The organism is Aquamicrobium lusatiense, from assembly GCF_014201615.1.
Classification (GTDB): domain Bacteria; phylum Pseudomonadota; class Alphaproteobacteria; order Rhizobiales; family Rhizobiaceae; genus Mesorhizobium; species Mesorhizobium lusatiense.
This window is the reverse complement of sequence record NZ_JACHEU010000001.1, coordinates 899,868-917,977: the sequence shown is the minus strand read 5'-3', so window position 1 is coordinate 917,977 and position 18,110 is coordinate 899,868. Positions and strand designations below refer to the sequence as shown.

At 64.2% G+C, this 18,110-nt stretch carries 13 protein-coding genes and 1 tRNA gene; 9 read left to right on the top strand and 5 right to left on the bottom strand.

Annotated features, from left to right (window positions below; genetic code table 11):
* Positions 1 to 138 precede the first annotated feature (138 nt).
* Both HNR59_RS04430 and HNR59_RS04425 read left to right on the top strand, forming a co-directional pair.
* On the top strand, positions 139 to 1,512 hold the full coding sequence (locus tag HNR59_RS04430) for a glutamate--cysteine ligase (protein WP_183826511.1): 1,374 nt from the start codon (positions 139 to 141) through the stop codon (positions 1,510 to 1,512).
* A gap of 66 nt (positions 1,513 to 1,578) precedes the next feature.
* Complete coding sequence (locus HNR59_RS04425) at positions 1,579 to 2,478, top strand: DUF937 domain-containing protein (protein WP_183826508.1); 900 nt, start codon at positions 1,579 to 1,581, stop codon at positions 2,476 to 2,478.
* 209 nt (positions 2,479 to 2,687) lie between these two features.
* On the opposite strand, the gene HNR59_RS04420 is transcribed toward HNR59_RS04425, so the two are convergent.
* A complete protein-coding gene (locus HNR59_RS04420; protein WP_183826505.1) occupies positions 2,688 to 2,972 on the bottom strand; it encodes a DUF1127 domain-containing protein in 285 nt (94 codons plus the stop codon).
* Between the two features lie 224 nt (positions 2,973 to 3,196).
* Here HNR59_RS04420 and HNR59_RS04415 point away from each other — a divergent pair, with 224 nt between their 5' ends.
* Complete coding sequence (locus tag HNR59_RS04415) at positions 3,197 to 4,150, top strand: LysR substrate-binding domain-containing protein (protein WP_183826502.1); 954 nt, start codon at positions 3,197 to 3,199, stop codon at positions 4,148 to 4,150.
* Between the two features lie 63 nt (positions 4,151 to 4,213).
* Positions 4,214 to 5,788: an exodeoxyribonuclease VII large subunit gene (gene xseA / locus HNR59_RS04410; RefSeq protein ID WP_183826498.1), complete on the top strand. Its 1,575-nt coding sequence runs from the start codon at positions 4,214 to 4,216 to the stop codon at positions 5,786 to 5,788.
* A gap of 115 nt (positions 5,789 to 5,903) precedes the next feature.
* On the opposite strand, the gene HNR59_RS04405 is transcribed toward xseA, so the two are convergent.
* From HNR59_RS04405 to HNR59_RS04395, 3 genes are all read right to left on the bottom strand, one after another.
* Complete coding sequence (locus HNR59_RS04405; RefSeq protein WP_183826495.1) at positions 5,904 to 6,206, bottom strand: DUF768 domain-containing protein; 303 nt, start codon at positions 6,204 to 6,206, stop codon at positions 5,904 to 5,906.
* 297 nt (positions 6,207 to 6,503) lie between these two features.
* Positions 6,504 to 6,580 (bottom strand) — tRNA-His (locus tag HNR59_RS04400).
* 263 nt (positions 6,581 to 6,843) lie between these two features.
* A complete protein-coding gene (locus tag HNR59_RS04395) occupies positions 6,844 to 7,293 on the bottom strand; it encodes a phasin (RefSeq protein ID WP_183826492.1) in 450 nt (149 codons plus the stop codon).
* A gap of 246 nt (positions 7,294 to 7,539) precedes the next feature.
* Here HNR59_RS04395 and HNR59_RS04390 point away from each other — a divergent pair, with 246 nt between their 5' ends.
* Together HNR59_RS04390 and HNR59_RS04385 are read left to right on the top strand one after the other, a co-directional pair.
* Entirely contained in the window at positions 7,540 to 10,860 is a 3,321-nt protein-coding gene (locus HNR59_RS04390) for a PAS domain S-box protein (protein ID WP_183826489.1), read from the top strand.
* A gap of 538 nt (positions 10,861 to 11,398) precedes the next feature.
* Positions 11,399 to 13,267 carry an AsmA family protein gene (locus HNR59_RS04385; RefSeq protein ID WP_183826485.1) on the top strand — a complete coding sequence of 623 codons (1,869 nt, stop codon included), beginning with the start codon at positions 11,399 to 11,401 and terminating at the stop codon, positions 13,265 to 13,267.
* Between the two features lie 35 nt (positions 13,268 to 13,302).
* On the opposite strand, the gene HNR59_RS04380 is transcribed toward HNR59_RS04385, so the two are convergent.
* On the bottom strand, positions 13,303 to 13,869 hold the full coding sequence (locus HNR59_RS04380) for a L,D-transpeptidase (RefSeq protein WP_484477024.1): 567 nt from the start codon (positions 13,867 to 13,869) through the stop codon (positions 13,303 to 13,305).
* A gap of 440 nt (positions 13,870 to 14,309) precedes the next feature.
* Here HNR59_RS04380 and asnB point away from each other — a divergent pair, with 440 nt between their 5' ends.
* Genes asnB through HNR59_RS04365 form a run of 3 tightly spaced genes read left to right on the top strand, consistent with a single transcriptional unit; the run spans position 14,310 to position 18,110 of the window.
* Positions 14,310 to 16,235, top strand: a complete 1,926-nt coding sequence (asnB, locus tag HNR59_RS04375) for an asparagine synthase (glutamine-hydrolyzing) (RefSeq protein ID WP_183826482.1) — start codon at positions 14,310 to 14,312, stop codon at positions 16,233 to 16,235.
* A 24-nt stretch (positions 16,236 to 16,259) separates the two neighbouring features.
* Positions 16,260 to 16,520, top strand: coding sequence for an acyl carrier protein (locus HNR59_RS04370; RefSeq protein ID WP_183826479.1), 261 nt, complete (start codon positions 16,260 to 16,262; stop codon positions 16,518 to 16,520).
* Positions 16,521 to 16,529: 9 nt separating this feature from the next.
* Complete coding sequence (locus HNR59_RS04365; protein WP_183826476.1) at positions 16,530 to 18,110, top strand: AMP-binding protein; 1,581 nt, start codon at positions 16,530 to 16,532, stop codon at positions 18,108 to 18,110.

Genomic DNA, 18,110 nt, shown 5'->3' with positions numbered 1-18,110 from the left:
CATCCATGCTACGCATCCGCGCTTGCGCAGCATGAAGTTTCGTTGAAGCGTGGCTCTACAGTTTTCGCTTGATCGGGTACGGTCATATCGTCCAACTAGCCCGAAAATTTCCCGGAAAGCCCCGGCAATGAGGTATTCATGGCGCGCGATACGACCGATTTCAGCCCGATAGAGGGCATCGACGAGCTGGTGGATTACCTGTCCGATGGCTGCAAGCCGCAGGAGAAATGGCGCATCGGCACCGAGCACGAGAAGTTCCCCTTCTATGTCGATGGCCATGCGCCGGTGCCCTATGGCGGCGAGCGCGGCATCCGCTCCCTGCTGGAAGGCATGCAGGAGAAGCTGGGCTGGGACCCGATCGTCGACGCGGGACGCATCATCGGGCTTGTCGAGCCGACCGGACAGGGGGCGATCAGCCTGGAACCCGGCGGACAGTTCGAGCTTTCGGGCGCGCCGGTGGAAACCATTCACCAGACCTGCCGCGAAGGCAACGCGCATCTGGCGCAGCTGCGCGAGATCGCCGAGCCGCTCGGCATTCGTTTCCTCGGCCTTGGCGGCAGTCCGAAATGGACGCTGGCCGAAACGCCGGTGATGCCGAAGTCGCGCTACGAGATCATGACCCGCTACATGCCGAAGGTCGGCAGCCACGGCCTCGACATGATGTACCGCACCTGTACCATTCAGGTTAACCTCGACTTCGGCAGCGAGGCGGACATGCGCCGCAAGATGCAGGTTTCGCTTAAGCTGCAGCCGCTGTCGACGGCGCTGTTCGCCAATTCGCCCTTTACCGATGGCAGGCCCAACGGCCTGCAAAGCTGGCGCGGCGAGATCTGGCGCGACACCGACAACGAGCGCTCGGGCATGCCGCGCTTCTGCTTCTCGCCCGATTTCGGTTTCGCCGATTATGTCGAATGGGCGCTGGACGTGCCGATGTACTTCGTCATCCGTGACGGGCAGTACCATGACATGACGCACATGACCTTCCGCCAGTTCATGGACGGCGCAGCCCGCAACGAACTGAGCGACGGGTTGCCGACCATGGGCGACTGGGCCAACCATCTTTCGACCCTGTTCCCGGATGTGCGCCTGAAGCGCTTCCTCGAAATGCGCGGCGCCGACGGCGGCCCGTGGCGGCGCATCTGCGCCCTGCCGGCCTTCTGGGTGGGCCTGCTCTACGACGAGGAGGCGCTTGCCGCCGCCGAGACGCTGACTTCGAGCTGGACATATGAGGAAGTCGTCGCAATGCGCGACGCGGTGCCGGCGCAGGGTATCGCCACCCCGTTCCGCAACACCACGCTGCGCGAGATCGGCCGCGAGGTGCTGGCGCTCTCCCGCCTCGGCCTGAAGAACCGCGCCCGCCTCAACCGCGATGGTTACGACGAGACCTCCTTCCTGCAGACGCTGGACGAGGTGGTCGGCCGCGGCACGACGAGCGCCGAAGAGATGCTTTCGGCCTATCACACGCGCTGGGGCGGCTCGATCGAGCCTGTATTCCTCGAATACGCCTACTGATTTCCCTTCAACAGAAGGGCGAAAGGTTCTAGGCTTCACCCCCACGCGTGTGCCGGAGGATTTAGGATGCAAAACCTGTTCGAAATGCTGACCCAGGCCCAGAACGGTCAGGGCATGGAAGCGCTGGCCCGGCAGTTCAACCTCTCGCAGGAGCAGGCGCAGGCCGCCGTTGAAGCGCTTTTGCCCGCCTTCTCGCAGGGGCTGAAGCGCAACACGGCAGACCCCTACGGCCTCGGCAGCTTTCTCAATGCGCTGTCCAGTGGCCAGCACGCCAAATATTTCGAGGATGCCAGCCGCGCCTTCTCCCCGCAGGGAGTCGAGGAAGGCAACGGCATCCTCGGCCATCTGTTCGGCTCCAAGGACCTCTCGCGTGCCGTGGCCGCGCAGGCCGCACAGGCCACCGGCCTCAGCCAGCAGCTTCTGCAGCAGATGCTGCCGGTCATCGCCTCGATGGTCATGGGCGGCCTGTTCAAGCAGACCGCCGCCCAGCCACAGGCCGCCGCCGGTTTCGGCGACAATCCTCTGGGGCAGATCATCGGCGAGATGATGAAGCAGATGGGTGGCGGACAGGCCACACAAGGCCGGAGCGCGCCGCAAGGCGGCGGCAATCCCCTCGGCGACAATCCGTTCGGCAAGATCCTGACCGACATGTTCGGCGGCGGTCAGGCTGCGCCGCAGACCCGGCAGCAGACGCAAAGCCCGGCACAGAACCCGTTCGGCGATACTCCGTGGGGCAAGATTCTCACCGACATGCTGGGCGGAGCGGGGCAGGCAACGCCCGAGCCGCAGACCCGCACCCAATCCCGCAAGCCGCGTCAGGCTGATTCCGGCGAAGCCGCGAAAAACCCATATGACGATCTGTTCGGCCAGATGTTCGAGACCGGCCGGAAGCAGCGCGACGAATACCAGAAGGGCATGGAATCGGTCTTCGACCAGTTCCTGCGCGGCATGGACCGCAACCGGTAGAGCGTTTCCAGAAAAAGTGGGAACCGTTTTCCGGTTCGAAAACTTGACAAACCAATGACTTAGAGCTGTTCAGTGCTTCCGTGAAACACTGAATCTCCCTAAGCTGGCATGAAAAAAGCCCGGTGCCCTTCTGCCGTTGCGGCGAAAGGAACCGGGCAATGCAGGCAAGCCGGAGGGAGACCGGGCGGGGAGATGCCTGCTCGGGGAATTCAGACGGACTTCGCGGACACCGTCAGGCCTGCGCGCGCATCGGCGATGGCCATCAGCCGCGCAGTGGGGTCATCTGAAAGCGAAACCTCGGTCGCGGCATCGAGATCGGCACGGGTGATGCCGATATCGGCAAGTTCCGCGTCGGTCATTTCTGAAAGCCGGCGGAATGTGCGTCGGTTCCTCCACAGCGTCACCAGCCGCAGTACAGCATGGCCAAGGCGCGTGACGGCCGAAGGCCGGACAGACAAGCGCGACGTTTCTGCAGCGCAGTCACAGGCAGTCATTTCACCGTTCTCCGACATCTGCGCGCAACGATACCCGCCATCCGTGATGACGCATTCGTGGGCGCAACTTTCCATTCATTGTTGGGTCGACACGAGGCAGGACATCGGGCGAAACGCACATCGCATCCGGCCTTGTGCAGGCATGGTCTGTTTGTCACAGGCAGATTGATTAATCCAACGAATGTTTTTAATGTTTGAGATCAATCTTGCTGATAGGTATGCCGATGAAGCCGCCCCTTGATCTCGACCAGTTGCAAACCTTCATCACCATTGCCGATACCGGCAGCTTCACGCGCGCCGCCGAAGGCGTGCATCGCACCCAGTCGGCGGTGTCGATGCAGATGCGGCGGCTGGAGGAGCGCATCGGCAAGCCGCTGTTCGAAAAGGAGGGCCGCACCAACCGGCTGACTGAAGAGGGCGAGCGGCTGCTTTCCTATGCCCGGCGGCTTCTTTTTCTCAACCGGGAGACGCTGGCCGCCTTCGACGACCAGCGGCTGGAAGGCACCATCCGCATCGGCACGCCCGACGATTATGCCGACCGCTTCCTGCCCGAGATCATGGCGCGCTTCTCGCGCTCCAACCCGCGCGTCGAGTTGACGGTGGTGTGCGAGCCGACACCTGGGCTGGTCGACCAAATCAGGCGTGGCCAGCTCGACATCGCGCTCGTCACCCACAGCGATGCCCGCGGCCAGTCCGAGGTGGTGCGGCGCGAGCCCCTGCTGTGGGTCAGTTCCATCAACCATGCCACCCATGAGCAGGAGGTGCTGCCCATGGCCTTCGGGCGGCCGACATGCGTGTGGCGGCGTGCCGCCTGCGATGTGCTCGACGGCATGAACCGTGAATACCGCATTCTGTTCACTTCCTTCTCGGCCACCGTCATCACCGCTGCCGTGCTCTCCGGTCTCGCCATTTCCGTGCTGCCGGAATGCGCGCTGAGGCCCGGCATGCGGGTTCTGGGCGAGGCGGACGGTTTCGGCCCCCTGCCCGACTGCCGCATCGGCCTGATGCGCGGCCAGACCGACCAGCCCGAAATCGTCGACGCGCTGGCCCGCCACATCGCCGAAAGCCTCGACAACATCTCGGTGCCGGCGCTCGACGATGCGACCGGGCTCGGCTTTGGAGGGCAGGCATTCAACCGCACAAGGCGCGGCGCACCGACAGTGCTGCCCGGCTGGTGAGGAAACAGCGGACAACGCCCCGCACGCCTTGACCGGGCGCGGCTGGCGCGGCCCTATTGCCCCATGAACGAGACTGCATCCGAATCACGCACCAACGCGACGGAATTCAGCGTCAGCGAGATTTCCGGCGCGCTGAAGCGCACGGTCGAAGACGTGTTCGGCAATGTGCGGGTGCGCGGCGAGATTTCCGGCTATCGCGGGCCGCATTCCTCCGGCCACGCCTATTTCGCGCTGAAGGACGACCGCGCCCGGCTGGAGGCTGTGGTCTGGAAGGGCACCATGTCGCGCCTCAAGTTCCGGCCGGAGGAAGGCATGGAGGTGGTGGCGAGCGGCAAGCTCACCACCTATCCGGGCTCCTCCAAGTACCAGATCGTCATCGACAATCTGGAGCCGGCAGGTGCCGGCGCGCTGATGGCGCTTCTGGAAGAGCGCAAGCGCCGGCTGGCCGCCGAAGGCCTGTTTGATCCCGCCGCCAAGCGCCGCCTGCCCTTCATGCCAGCGGTCATCGGGGTCATCACCTCGCCGACAGGAGCCGTGATCCGCGACATCCTTCACCGCATCCGCGACCGCTTTCCGCTGCACGTCATCGTCTGGCCGGTGCGGGTGCAGGGCGAAACTTCCGGCGCGGAAGCAGCCGCAGCCGTCACCGGCTTCAACGAGCTGACCTCTGACGGGCCGATCCGGCGTCCGGACGTGCTGATCGTGGCGCGCGGCGGCGGCAGCCTGGAAGACCTGTGGGGCTTCAACGACGAGGCGCTGTCGCGCGCCGTCGCCGCCTCGCGGATCCCGGTGATCTCGGCGGTCGGCCACGAGACCGACTGGACGCTGATCGACCTTGCCGCGGACGTGCGCGCGCCAACGCCGACGGGGGCGGCTGAGATGGCGGTGCCGGTGCGGGCCGAGCTGGAAGCGGCGCTGGCCGCACTGGCTTCACGGCTGCAAGGCTGCGTCACCCGCCTTCTGGAACGCGACCGGCAGGCGGTGCGGGCGGCAGCGCGCGCCCTGCCCACGCCGGACCAGTTGCTGGGGCTGAAGCGGCGCCGCTTCGACGAGGCCGAAAGCCGGCTGCAACGGGCGCTGGAAGTGGGACTTGAACGCAAGCGGGCGCGGCTGGCGGCAATCCGGCTGACGCCGGCTGCCCTTTCGCGGCGCATGAGCGAGGCGCGCCTGCTGATCGGCCGCGACATGGCGCGCGCGCAGGCAGCCCTTTTCGCCGTGGTGCGCGAACGGCGCGAGCGGTTTCGCAACAGCTCCGCGAGGCTGACGCCTATCTCCATCCTGCGACGCCAGCGGCAGCAGACGGAGACACTCGCCGGACTGGCACGGCGGGGCGATCAGGCGCTGGATGTGCGGCTTGAACGGCTGCGTGCCCGGCTGACGCAGGCAGACCGGCTTCTCTCCACGCTGAAGCTTTCGGAACAGTCCATTCTTGAACGCGGCTACGCCCTGGTGCTGGACGAACAGGGCGCACTGGTGCGGCGGGCGGGCGACATCGCCGCCGGCCAGACGCTGGAGCTGCGCTTCGCCGATGGCGCGGCAACGGCGACCGCGAAAGGCGGCAAACCCGTGGCCGAGCCGGCACGGGCCCGCCCCGTACAGAAGCCGAAGGACAGCGGCAACCAGGGTTCGCTTTTCTAAGCTCGGGATTTTTCAGCTGCCGGCAGCAGCGTGACGCCTGACGGCCGAAGCCGCTTCAACGATATGCCAAAAAAGCAGCGCAAGGTTGCGAGGCTAAAAGATTGAGCCACGGGCTTCAGTGGCTTCCGGCTGCGGCAGCGGGTGGAGCAGACTGGCCGTCCTGTCCGGCTTCGCCATTTTCAGCGTCCGTTTCGGCGGCATCTTCCAGATGCAGCGCGATCAGTTCCTGTATGTCGCCCACTTCTTCCTGAATGTCCTCAAGCGGAATGCCGGCCTGAGCGGCCTCCTCGGTGCATTCGCGCGCCAGCGTCTCGGCCTGTTCGTCGATTTTCGCGGGGTCGGTGCCGGCCGGCACAGAAGGGGACTGGCAATTTTCGCCGATCCATTCCTGAAGGAATTTGATCGCTTGTTCACTCATTTTCCTGCGTACCCCGTATCTGGTGATCCGGTTCCGTTACAGCCCAAGGCTGGCTAGCTTAAAAAATCGCCGGATGCTCATCACACTGCGTTGCCGCGTGTCAGAAAACGCCGCCGCTCACCGGGTCCGGACAGCATATGTGGTTGCCGCTTATGGGGGCGAGGCGATGGATCATCGTCGGGAACACCATTCCGGCAAACTTGTTCTTCGGCAGTCTCAATCTAGGCATTCACGCCTGAGGCTGCAATATGCACAAGACGACACCCACAGGCCGATACACAACGAAGGCGGGAGAGGTGGTACCGTTGGCTGGGTTCGAACCAGCGACCTCCGGATCCACAATCCGGCGCTCTAACCAACTGAGCTACAACGGCACAGGCCCATTTTGGGCATATCCCGAACCTCACCTTCCACAGACAGCGGAACGGCTTCGGCCCGGCGAAGCGTCAATACGGTTTAATGAAGCCTAATTCAAGCCATGTGTGAGGGAAAACAACACACGAGGCGCAGAAGCTTCCACATCTTGTTCCCGAACAGTCCGGAAACGCAAAAAGGCCAGCGGGAGGTGGCCGGCCTTTCTGGTATTCTGCGAAATTTCCGGCGCCGGGCGGGAGGAGATCCGGCGACCGGAAGCGGGTCAGGCAGCCTTGCCGGTCTTGAAGGACTTCTCGACAGCCGACTTGATCGGCTTGGAGACGTCTTCGGCAGCCTTTGCGGCAACAGACTGGAAGTCCTTTGCCTGAGCCACGGCATCTTCGAAACGCTGACGCAGGAACGAGGTCTGAAGTTCGACCACTTCCGACAGCGAACGGGCACCGACCAGGGCTTCGAGGTGGTTGAAGCCTGCTTCTGCGTTGGCGCGCAGGGTGGAAATGGCCTTCAGCGACAGATCGCTGGAGTTCGAACGGACAGCTTCATAGGTCGACTCGAACGCCTTCTGGGCTTCTTCGGTGCCGGCCTTCAGCTTGGTGTAGGCTTCCTTCGACTGCTCGATGCCCTTTTCAGCGAAATTGCGAACGCTGTCAGCGGCCTTGGAAGCGTCAAAAGTGGGGAATTCAACGGTTTCTGCGGTTTTGGTCTTGGTCATGTCGATCCTTTCGGGGGCTGGGTCTTTGACTCAACGCCAATGTGTTCCACGGTGATGGGAGGTATATAGCACAAATTTTGTGCAATGCAATATCTTTGCTGCATCGCAACATGCAACGGCGCGCGCGTTAACCACACAGGCAGGATTCGGCGCTATGGAAGTCTGAGGTTGTGGACGAGCGCGCGCTGGCCTTTTACTAACAAAGCGTTAATCTCAACCAGCCGACCCCGAGGGTTCGTCGAGAGCATGTCGTCTCAAGCCTACTCCTTTCTGGACGTTGCCGTACTCGATACGGTACGGCGGCGCTTTGCCGCGGGGGATGCGATGGTCATCCTGTCAACGGATCTGGAACTCGTTCTGTGGGCGAACGGTCCGGGTGCTGCCCTGTTTGGCCACGCGGGTGTCGATGATGCAATCGGTGCGGCAGCAGGCCTGCCGGCAATCGCCCGGCGCCAGATAGCGTCCACCGGCTCATTTCCCGACATCGGCACGGACCGGCCGCTTCTTGTGCGCCTCACCGCAGGCATAACCGGCGCGAGCACTCCGCTGCTCGCCAGCAGCGTGAGGATGCCGGATGGGGAGAAGGCCATCCTGCTGGCCGTACCGAAAGCGCCGGGCGATGCCGCGCCTGCCAGGCCCGATCCCGGTGCGCTGAGCGGTTTTGATGCCGACGTGCAGTTTCTGGCTTTTATCGACGGCAAGGGCCATGTCGAAGCGGATTCCGCCGGCTTTTCCGATCTGGGCATTCCTGCATCGACCCTTACGACCCTGGTCTCGGAGGTGGCGGGAGAGCGGGACCGCATGGTCAAGCGCCTGATCCGCGCCGGTGCGCGCTCCTATCCTGCAGGCATTGCGCGTCTCACCGACGAACCGCTGCGCCATCTTCTGGTTGTGGTCGATGATGGCATGGCCGAGCCGGAAACCATGCCACGAGCGGGCGGCAAGCCTGCCCACGCGCCCGGTGATGAAGCGGGCAACCGGCACGACCACTGGTATTTCAGCCACGACGACAAGCCGTCTGCCATACAGGAACGAAACAACCCCACCCCATCCGGCAACGGAACCCGCGCTGCACATGCGGCGGCTCCGCAGGAAGACGCACCTGCCGTGCGCTTCGTGTGGCGCACCGATGCGGAGGGACGCTTCAGCGCTCTTTCCGATGAGTTCGGCGCTGCTGTCGGTGCGGAAGCGGCAAATGTCATCGGTCGCCGGTTCCGTGAAGTGGCCACGACCTTCGGCTTTGATCCCGGCGGCGAAGTTGCAGGTCTTCTGGAACGGCGCGACACATGGTCCGGCCGCTCGGTGCTGTGGCCAGTCGCCGGCACCGACCAGTGCGTGCCGGTCGATCTGGCGGCCCTGCCCGTTTACAACCGCGATCGTGAGTTTGAAGGGTTCCGCGGCTTCGGCATCGTGCGCATGGCGGAGATGCGGGCGGACCCGGAAAAGATCGGGCTGGCCCTGGTTCCCAATCCACCGCAGCCAGCTGAACATTTTCCTTCCGATGAAACGGGGCTTCCAGCCGATCCGTTCAATGGCGAGGTTCCGGCGATCAGCATCGCTCCGCAACCGGAACGCCGCTTCGCCGACAAGGTCATAAGACTTGCCGAACATCGCCCGCCGGCACAGGAACCTGCGGGCAAGGACAGGGGGCTTTCCTCGTCCGAGCGCAATGCCTTCCGCGAAATCGCGGAACGCCTCAGAAGAGACAGCACCGTCGCCGCGCCGGCAGACGAACCGAAGGCAGAGGCGCCCACCGCCGCAAGGGATCAGGAGACGCCCCCTCTCAGGTCGCCGGAACAGGTGGCGGTTGTGCCTTCCCGTCGGACAAGCCGTTCGCTGCTCGACTACGCGCAGGAAGATGACAATGACAGCATGGCGGATGCGGATTTCCGCGACGCCCGGCTGGATGGTGATGCCATAGGGGTGTCTTTCGAAGAAGATGCCGGGACCGGTGCAGATGAGCCGGGCGAGACGGCGCAAGCCGGCTTGTCGTCAAGACTGCCGGAGGCCGAACCCGCCGAAAACGCGATTGCCGGCACCGTTTCCCCCGACACCACCATTCTCTCTCACCTGCCTGTGCCGTTGCTGATCCATTCCGGCGACGAGCTTCATTACTGCAACGACGAGTTCCTTGCTCTCACCGGCTATGAATCGCTCGGCGATCTGGGGGCGTGCGGCGGGCTGGACGCCCTGTTCATCGACCATCCGCAGGAACAGGTCGCGGCAGAAAGTTCAGACGAGGACCATGGTCGTCACGCCCTCTTCCTTCGCACGAAGGATGGCGGTGAATTTCCTGTCGAAGCCGTGCTGCGGTCCGTGCCGTGGCAGGAGCGCAAGGCACTTATGCTCGTTCTTCGCCGTCTGGACGACGATCCATCCGGCGCGGGAACCGACGCGGAGGCGATCGCCCGCGCCGCGAACGCAGCCCATCAGGCCGACATCGCCGAGCTGAAGATGCGCATCAGCGAGATGCGTACCATCATCGACACCGCCACCGACGGCGTGGTGCTGATCGGACGCGACGGCACGATCCGTTCCATCAGCCGCCCGGCCGAGGCCCTGTTCGGCTTCGACAGCGACGAAGTGACCGGCAAATCCTTCGCCTCGCTCTTTGCCATCGAAAGCCAGCGCGCGGCGCGCGACTATCTGGCGGGGCTGACCGAACCCGGCGTCGCCAGCGTCCTGAATGACGGGCGCGAGGTCATCGGACGCGAGGCGCAGGGGCGCTTCATCCCGCTGTTCATGACCATCGGCCGTCTGCCCAACGACAGCGGCTTCTGCGCGGTCGTGCGCGACATCACGCAATGGAAGCGCGCCGAGGAAGACCTGACCCAGGCGCGCGCGCTGGCCGAACGGGCCTCGTCGCAGAAGAGCGACTTCCTCGCCCGCATCAGTCACGAGATCAGGACGCCGCTCAACGCCATCATCGGCTTTTCGGAACTGATGGTGGACGAGAAATTCGGCCCCATCGCCAATGATCGCTACCGCGACTATCTGCGCGACATCAACCGCTCCGGCACCCATGTGCTGGATCTGGTGAACGACCTGCTGGACATTTCCAAGATCGAGGCCGGGCAGCAGGAGATGGACTATGAGGCGGTGTCGCTCAACGACACGCTGACCGAGACCGTCGCGCTGATGCAGCCGCAGGCCAATCGCGAGCGCGTCATCATCCGCTCCAGCTTCGCCTCGAAGCTGCCGGATGTGGTGGCGGATCTGCGCAGCGTGCGCCAGATCGCGCTCAACATCCTGTCGAACGCCGTGCGCTATACACAGGCCGGCGGGCAGGTGATCGTCTCCACCGCCTACGAGCCTTCCGGCGATGTCGTGATGCGGGTGCGCGACACCGGCATAGGCATGACGCAGGCTGAGATCGAACAGGCACTCAAGCCCTTCAAGCAGGTCAACGCGCTGAAGCGCGGCCGCAGCGACGGCACCGGCCTCGGCCTGCCGCTGACCAAGGCCATGGTGGAAGCCAACCGTGCCCGCTTCACCATCACCTCGACACCCGGCGAAGGCACACTTGTCGAAGTGGCGTTTCCTTCGGTGCGGGTGCTGGCGGGATAAACCATGTCGCCCAAACGTGGGAGCGCGGTTTTGGGCGACATGCGCGAAAACAGGAACTTGAAGCGTAAGGGAGCGATCTGAAAGATCGCGGCACGCTGTGGCTTGCGCCGGGCATCGGCACGGCGGGCGCAAAAAGAAAGGCGCCCGAAGGCGCCTGAAATTGAATTGTCACAACGGGCAGGGAAAATTCCATCAGGCGCGGGGGCGTTACCGGACGGGATCTCTCTTAACTCGAGCGTAACTATCGCCGTCAACCCCTTAACAAGTCCTTACCCGGATGCAGAAAAATTTACGAATCGGTTCCACATCTGAACTTTAGGTAAACTTCGTTCTTAAGCCTTCTTTGACCATGTCACGCCATGTTTCCCGCGGTTTTCGCGGCCGTATCACAGCGGCGGGCCGCCAAACCCGGTCGGTGAAGCTCTCAGGTTTGACGGCCGGATGTGGGCAACAGGCCATCAGCAAGCCATAAAGACTTGAAAAGCGTCATCCACTGGTTACACCTTGCGCCCACCTGACATGACGCGGAAAGGGCGAGATGACGTCGAGCTGGATCCGGCGTGGCTTATGGGTCGTCGGCATCGCTGCGGTTGCCGCGGCGCTGATGGTGGCTGCCCTGCCCTATGTCGCATCCAACCGCATCGTTCGCGACCGCATCGCATGGGAAATGAGCCGCTGGACCGGCTACCGCGTCACCATCTCCGGCTCCCCACAGGTCGAGGTCTGGCCGCAGCTGAGCGCCGTGCTGACGGAAGTCTCCATGTCACGGTGGAGCGACCCTGAGCGTACCCCCGTCATCTATGCGGAGCGGGTCGAGGTCGGTCTGGCCGCCATGGCCGCACTGCGCGGCGAGGTGTCGTTTTCATCCACCCGGCTGGTGCGCCCCACGGTCAGGGTGGAGCGCACGGCATCCGGGCTCTATCTGCCCTCCCTGCCGGAAAGCGGCAGCATCGGCTATTCCATCGAACTGGCGCGCGGCATGGTCAGATCCGGCGCGGTGGAGCCTGATCCGAAGCTCGTTCCGGGAGGCGCGCTCGGCAATATCGAAATCCGCGACGGGCGCATCGTCACCGCCATCAACGGCAAGGACAGCGAGGTTCTCAGCGGCGTCAGCGCGAAAGCCAACTGGCCCGCTCCCGGTGCAGCGGCTTCCTTTTCAGCCTCGGCGATCTGGCGCGGCGAAAACGTCACCGTCGAGGCTGCCACGCAAAAACCTCTGGCGCTGGCGGCCGGCAGTTCCGCGCCTATCAGCTTCTCCGTCAAATCGGCACCGGCAAACCTGTCGTTTGAAGGCAAGGCCGGGCTTGCCGCCAATCCTTTCATCGATGGCGATGTCAAATTCCAGTCGCCCTCCATACGCCGTGTCATGGAATGGACAGGCATGCGGATGGCGAGCGCCACCACCATCGCGGCCATGTCGGTTTCGAGCCATGTCTCCGGCGATGCGGAGCGCGTGAAGCTCGACAACACCCAGATCACGCTGGGCAAGAACCCCGGCACAGGCGTGCTCGACCTTGCCTTTGGCGAACACGGCCGGCCGACCCTTTCGGGCACGCTGGCCTTCGAGACGCTGGATCTCGGGCCCTTCGTGTCGGCGTTCACGCCGCTGGCGGCACCGGCCAGCCCCGGTGCCGACGACATCGACGCGACGCTCGCCGGCTTCATCAACCTGGACCTGCGCCTTTCGGCGGCCAAGGCCACGGCCGGACCCATTCCGCTGAATTCGCTGGCGGCAACGGCTCAGGTGAGGGACGGCCTTTCGGTGTTCGATGTTTCCGACGCCAGCGCCTTCGGCGGCAACATCCAGACCGGCATCCGCTTCGACCGCACCCCCGGCGGCACCCAGGCCGAGATGAGACTGCTGGCCTCGGATATCAATGGCGCTGCGTTCGGCGAAGCCGTGGGCATGACGCGCCTAATGCCTACCGGAAAGGGCAACATTTCCGTCATCCTGAAGGGACCGGGCAAGGGCTGGAATTCCATCATGGAGAATGCCGACGGCTCCATCTCCGCCACCTTCGGACCCGGCTCGCTTTCCGGCCTCGATCTGGCGGCTTTCGTGAAACGCAATGCCGAAGGCGGCTTTTTCCCGCTCGACGAGGTCGCCAATGGCAGCGTGCCGATCGACGGCGCAGAATTCAAGGCCAATGTCGCCAAGGGTGTGGTGCGCATCGAAAAAGCGCAGGCCAACCACGGCAATTCGCGCCTGTGGCTGACCGGCATCATGCCCTATGCCGGACGTGGCCTTGCCCTGACGGGTGGCATTTCCAGCCAGCAGCCACCACCCGCATCGAATGGTGAGAACGGCGAAGCGCCCGCTTCTCCCACGAACCAGACATGGTTCTTCGTCGGAGGAAGCTGGAGCGCGCCTTTCATATCGCCGATTTCCGGCTCGTCCCCGAACTGAGCCCATGGCAGCAGTCGTTTGCGGCTGCAAATGGCTTACACGGCAAGCAGATGCTTCTTCGCGGGATCCGGGATCACCACGATCGGGCTGCCGTCCCTGACATTGTCATGAAGATGGATGATGTCCTGATTGACCAGCCGGATGCAGCCGGACGACACTTCCTTGCCGATCGACCACTCCTCTGGCGAACCGTGAATGCGGTAGAGCGTGTCCTTGCCGTCCTTGTGGATATAGAGCGCCCGGGCGCCGAGCGGATTGCGCAGGCCCGGCGGCATGCCGCCATTGGCGATGCTGTAGGGTTCGAGCTCCGGCTGACGCGCCACCATCTCGTCGGGCGGTGTCCAGCGCGGCCATTCGCGCCTGTACGCCATGATTGCGCGCCCTGCCCATGAGAAGCCATCGCGTCCGACGCCGATGCCGTAGCGCGTGGCGCGCCCGCCGGACTTAACATGGTAAAGATATTTTTCGGGCGTATCGACGATCAGCGTGCCCGGTTTCTCGGGCGTCTCATAATCTATCTCCGCGCGCCAGAACCGTTCGTCAAGTTTGGCAATGTTGACGGCCGGCACGGGAAACTGCTCGTACGGCAACGCGTCATACATGGGCGGCCTGACAGATTTGGGCCGAGCTGAAGCCACATTCGGCACCATTTTTGAAGGCGGCCGGGTCGACGTGCAGCCGGCAAGTGCTACTGCGCCAACTCCGATAACGAACACACGGCGCGTCACAGCGGCCGGAATTCTGCTTTGATCACCCAAGGTCCGGAATTCCTCTTCATCATTGCCTGGGCGGCGGATGAAACCGCCCGGCCTTAAGCGGACCTTAAGGCTATCTGCGGGATGCAACCTCGCGGGGCCCACGCTTGAGGGGTTGTTAGGAATCGCAGCCTAATTTGGCCGGTAACGGAAAGTTCATCGGGGAATGAATTGGCAAGCCACGTCCGGCCCTCGTCATGGGACAGCGCAACCCTGACAGCCTGCCTGCCCGCCACAGGCGTCAGGCCGGGCAAGGCCTTGCCGTGGCATATTGCCGGGAGCCGATCATGTGCGGGATAGCCGGCTATCACGGCCATCTGCCGGCTGGCGAAGCGCAGGCGCTGTTGCAGCGCATGTGCGCGGCGATCGCCCATCGTGGCCCGGACGGACAAGGCATCCATGTCGAGGCCGAGGTGGGGTTCGGGCATCGCAGGCTTGCCATCATCGACCTGTCGGAAGACGGCGCGCAGCCGATGGCCAATGACGACGGCACCGTCCGCGTCACCTACAATGGCGAGATCTTCAATCATGTGGAGCTGCGCTCCATGCTGGAGGCGCGCGGCCGCCGTTTCCGCACATCCAGCGACACGGAAGTGCTGCTGCGGCTTTACGAAGAATTCGGCGCGGAATGCATAAGCCATATCAACGGCGATTTTGCCTTCGCCATATGGGACGGGGCGCGCCGCCGCCTGCTTCTGGCGCGCGACCGCATGGGCGTGCGGCCGCTGTTCCACACCATGCACGAAGGCCGTTTCTATTTTGCCTCGGAGGCGAAAGCCCTGTTCGCGGTGCCGGGCATCGCGCCGGAGATCGACCCTGTGGCGCTCGACCAGATCTTTACGCTGTGGGCGCCGATCGCGCCGCGCACCGCCTTCAAAGGCATTTTTGAGCTTCCGCCTGCGCATCTGATGATCGTGGAGGAAGGCAGGACCGAGCTTCGGCCCTACTGGGCGCTTTCCTTTCCCGACGCCGGCGACGGGGACAACCGTTCACGTGCAGCACTGGCCGAAGAGCTTCGTACGCTTCTGGAGGATGCAACCCGCATCCGCCTTCGCGCCGATGTCGAGGTCGGTTCGCTTCTGTCGGGCGGCCTCGATTCCTCCGTCATCACGGCGCTCGCCGCGCGGCTGGCTCCGGGGCGGCTGCGCAGCTTCGGCGTCACCTTCGACGATCCCGAATTCGACGAAAGCGCGTGGCAGCAGACCATGGCGCAGGCGCTCGGCGTGACACACCATGCCGTTGCCTGCCGGGCCGGCGACATTGCCGCCATGTTCCCCGCCGTCATCCGCCATTGCGAACGCAGCGTGCTGCGCACCGCACCGGCTCCCCTTTACCGGCTCGCCCGATCGGTGCGGGAACAATCGGTGAAAGTCGTTCTCTCCGGGGAGGGCGCGGACGAAATATTTGCCGGCTACGATATTTTCCGCGAGGCACGCATCCGCCGTTTCTGCGGACGCCAGCCTGAATCCAGAACACGGCCGCATCTGTTCCGCAGGATCTATCCCTACCTGCCCTCCCTGCAGCAACAGAGCCCCGAATATCTGGCCGCCTTTTTCGGTGTGGGCGTGGATTCACCGGAAGACCCGCTGTTCTCGCATCGGCCCCGTTTTCGCACCACGGCGGGCGGCAAGATGTTCTTTTCGCCGGAGCTGCGCTCGACGCTCGCCGGATACGATGCCGCCGGCGAACTGGCGAGCCTTTTGCCCGACGACTTCAGGCGCTGGCATCCGCTGCATCAGGCGCAATATCTGGAAACACGCCTCCTGCTGCCCGGCTACATATTGTCCAGCCAGGGCGACCGTATGGCCATGGCGCATGGCGTCGAAGGGCGCTTTCCCTTCCTCGATCACCGCATGGTGGAATTCGCCAGCCGGCTGCCGCCCGAGGCCAAGCTCAACGGACTGCGCGAGAAGCACATACTGCGCGAGGCGGCAACAGGCCTGCTGCCGCCCACCATCGCCAACCGGCCAAAGCAGCCCTACCGGGCGCCGGACAGCGCCTCGTTCCGGGACGCGAACTATGCGGCGGACCTGCTTTCTCCCGCGGCCATATCGGCCACAGGCCTCTTCAACCCGGCCACAATCGCAAAGCTTCTTGAAAAGAGCCGGCGCAGCGGACTTTCCGGGTTCCGCGACAATGCCGCCTTCGTCGGCATTCTCTCGACCCAGTTGTTGTCGAAAGACCTCCCGAAACCAGCGCCTTCCGGCGCGTGATCGTTCATGAAAGGCCAGAATTCCATGTCAGAAACCATCCACAGCCAGATCCGCACGTTCGTGGTCGACAATTTTCTGTTCGGCGACCACAGCGCACCGCTCGCCGACGACCAGTCACTGATCGAAAACGACGTCATGGATTCCACCGGCGTACTCGAACTGGTGTCCTTCATCGAGGAGCGCTTCGGCATCGCCATGGCGGATGCGGACATCGTGCCGGCCAATCTGGATTCGGTGGCGCGCATCGTTTCCTTCATCGAACGCAAGCGCGAACCCGTGAACTGAGCAGACCCCGTGCGCGTCGAGACCTTCCTCAGGCAAAGTGCTGCGGCCGATCCCGACAGGATCGCGATCACGGCCGGCGATACATGCCTGAGTTATGGCGCGCTCGATTCCGCCTCCGACCGTCTCGCCGCCGCGCTGATTGCACATGGCGCGAAACGCGGCGACCGCATTGCCGTGCTGATGGAAAACGTCCCCGAAGCCGCCGTCTCGATCTTCGCGGTGCTGAAGGCGGGGGCGATCTTCTGTCCAGTCAACCCGCAGCTCAGGGCTGACGGCATCGCCTTCATCCTGCGCGACGCGCGCCCGGTCGCGATCCTGACGCAGGCAAAATTCCTGCGCGCCTGCGAGGAGGCCGCCGCCGGGCTGGACACGCAGCCGCTGCTGATCTCAACGCGCGCTCTGGCCGCCCTGCCGCAAGGCGTTCTGGCATTCGACACGGCAATGCCGGAAGCCGAACATGCGCTGCTTCCTGATCCCGGCGACGACGACGACCTCGCCATGATCCTCTACACATCGGGCTCGACCGGCCGTCCCAAGGGTGTGATGATGACGCATCGCGCCATGGATGCGGTGTCGGCCTCGATCGCGCTCTACCTGCGCAACAGCGCCAACGACGTGGTTCTGTGCGCGCTACCGCTCGCCTTCACCTATGGGCTCTATCAGCTTCTGGTCTGCGTGCGCACCGGCGCGCGGCTGGTGCTGGAGCGCAATTTCGCGTTTCCGCAAGCGGTGCTGGACAAGGCGCGCGCCGAAGGCGTGACCGGCCTGCCGCTGGTGCCGACCATCGCCGCCATGCTGCTGTCGATGAAGGACCTCGGCCCGCAGGCGCTGCCTTCCCTGCGCTATCTCACCAATGCGGCGGCGCCCCTGCCGCCTGCCCATGTCGAGGGCCTGCGCAAGCTGTTTCCGCAGGCTGAGCTCTACTGCATGTACGGGCTGACCGAATGCGCGCGGGCTGCTTATCTCGAGCCTGATGAACTGGAGCGTCGGCAAGGTTCGGTCGGCAAGGCCATACCGGGAACCGAAGCCGTAGTCGTGGACGAGCGGGGACGCGAGGCTGCACCCGGCACTGTCGGGGAACTGGTCGTGCGCGGCCCGCACCTGATGCGCGGCTACTGGGAAAACCCGGCTGCCACCGAAGCCGTGCTCCGGCCGGACCCGCAAACCGGTCAGCCGCAGCTCCATACGGGCGACCTGTTCCGCACCGATGCGGACGGCTTCCTCTATTTCGTCGGCCGCAAGGACGACATGCTGAAGGTTCGGGGCGAGAAGGTGGCTCCGCGCGAGGTGGAGGCGGCTCTTTGCACCTGCCACGGCGTGGTCGAGGCGGTCGTCTGGGGCGAGCCGGACCCCGTTCAGGGCACCTTGCTGCGCGCTGCCGTCGTCGCCTGCGACCCTGCCCTTGCAGAGCGCGACCTGTTGCGTCACTGCGCCCGCATCCTGCCCGATTACATGGTGCCCCGGACGGTCGAGTTCCGGGAAGAATTGCCAAAGACCGCCAGCGGCAAGATCGCCCGCCGGCTGCTCGTCGAACCAGATGCCCCACCCCTCGCGCCCGCCACCGGCCCGGCTGCGAAAACCGGAGACTGA

What these genes read in the sequence shown, in the direction of transcription:
- asnB (WP_183826482.1), top strand. Translation starts at nt 14,310, where the DNA reads ATGTGCGGGATAGCCGGCTATCACGGCCATCTGCCGGCTGGCGAAGCG.
- HNR59_RS04395 (WP_183826492.1), bottom strand. Translation starts at nt 7,293, where the DNA reads ATGACCAAGACCAAAACCGCAGAAACCGTTGAATTCCCCACTTTTGAC.
- HNR59_RS04370 (WP_183826479.1), top strand. Translation starts at nt 16,260, where the DNA reads ATGTCAGAAACCATCCACAGCCAGATCCGCACGTTCGTGGTCGACAAT.
- HNR59_RS04420 (WP_183826505.1), bottom strand. Translation starts at nt 2,972, where the DNA reads ATGACTGCCTGTGACTGCGCTGCAGAAACGTCGCGCTTGTCTGTCCGG.
- HNR59_RS04385 (WP_183826485.1), top strand. Translation starts at nt 11,399, where the DNA reads ATGACGTCGAGCTGGATCCGGCGTGGCTTATGGGTCGTCGGCATCGCT.
- HNR59_RS04425 (WP_183826508.1), top strand. Translation starts at nt 1,579, where the DNA reads ATGCAAAACCTGTTCGAAATGCTGACCCAGGCCCAGAACGGTCAGGGC.
- HNR59_RS04390 (WP_183826489.1), top strand. Translation starts at nt 7,540, where the DNA reads ATGTCGTCTCAAGCCTACTCCTTTCTGGACGTTGCCGTACTCGATACG.
- HNR59_RS04405 (WP_183826495.1), bottom strand. Translation starts at nt 6,206, where the DNA reads ATGAGTGAACAAGCGATCAAATTCCTTCAGGAATGGATCGGCGAAAAT.
- HNR59_RS04415 (WP_183826502.1), top strand. Translation starts at nt 3,197, where the DNA reads ATGAAGCCGCCCCTTGATCTCGACCAGTTGCAAACCTTCATCACCATT.
- HNR59_RS04380 (WP_484477024.1), bottom strand. Translation starts at nt 13,869, where the DNA reads ATGTATGACGCGTTGCCGTACGAGCAGTTTCCCGTGCCGGCCGTCAAC.
- xseA (WP_183826498.1), top strand. Translation starts at nt 4,214, where the DNA reads ATGAACGAGACTGCATCCGAATCACGCACCAACGCGACGGAATTCAGC.
- HNR59_RS04430 (WP_183826511.1), top strand. Translation starts at nt 139, where the DNA reads ATGGCGCGCGATACGACCGATTTCAGCCCGATAGAGGGCATCGACGAG.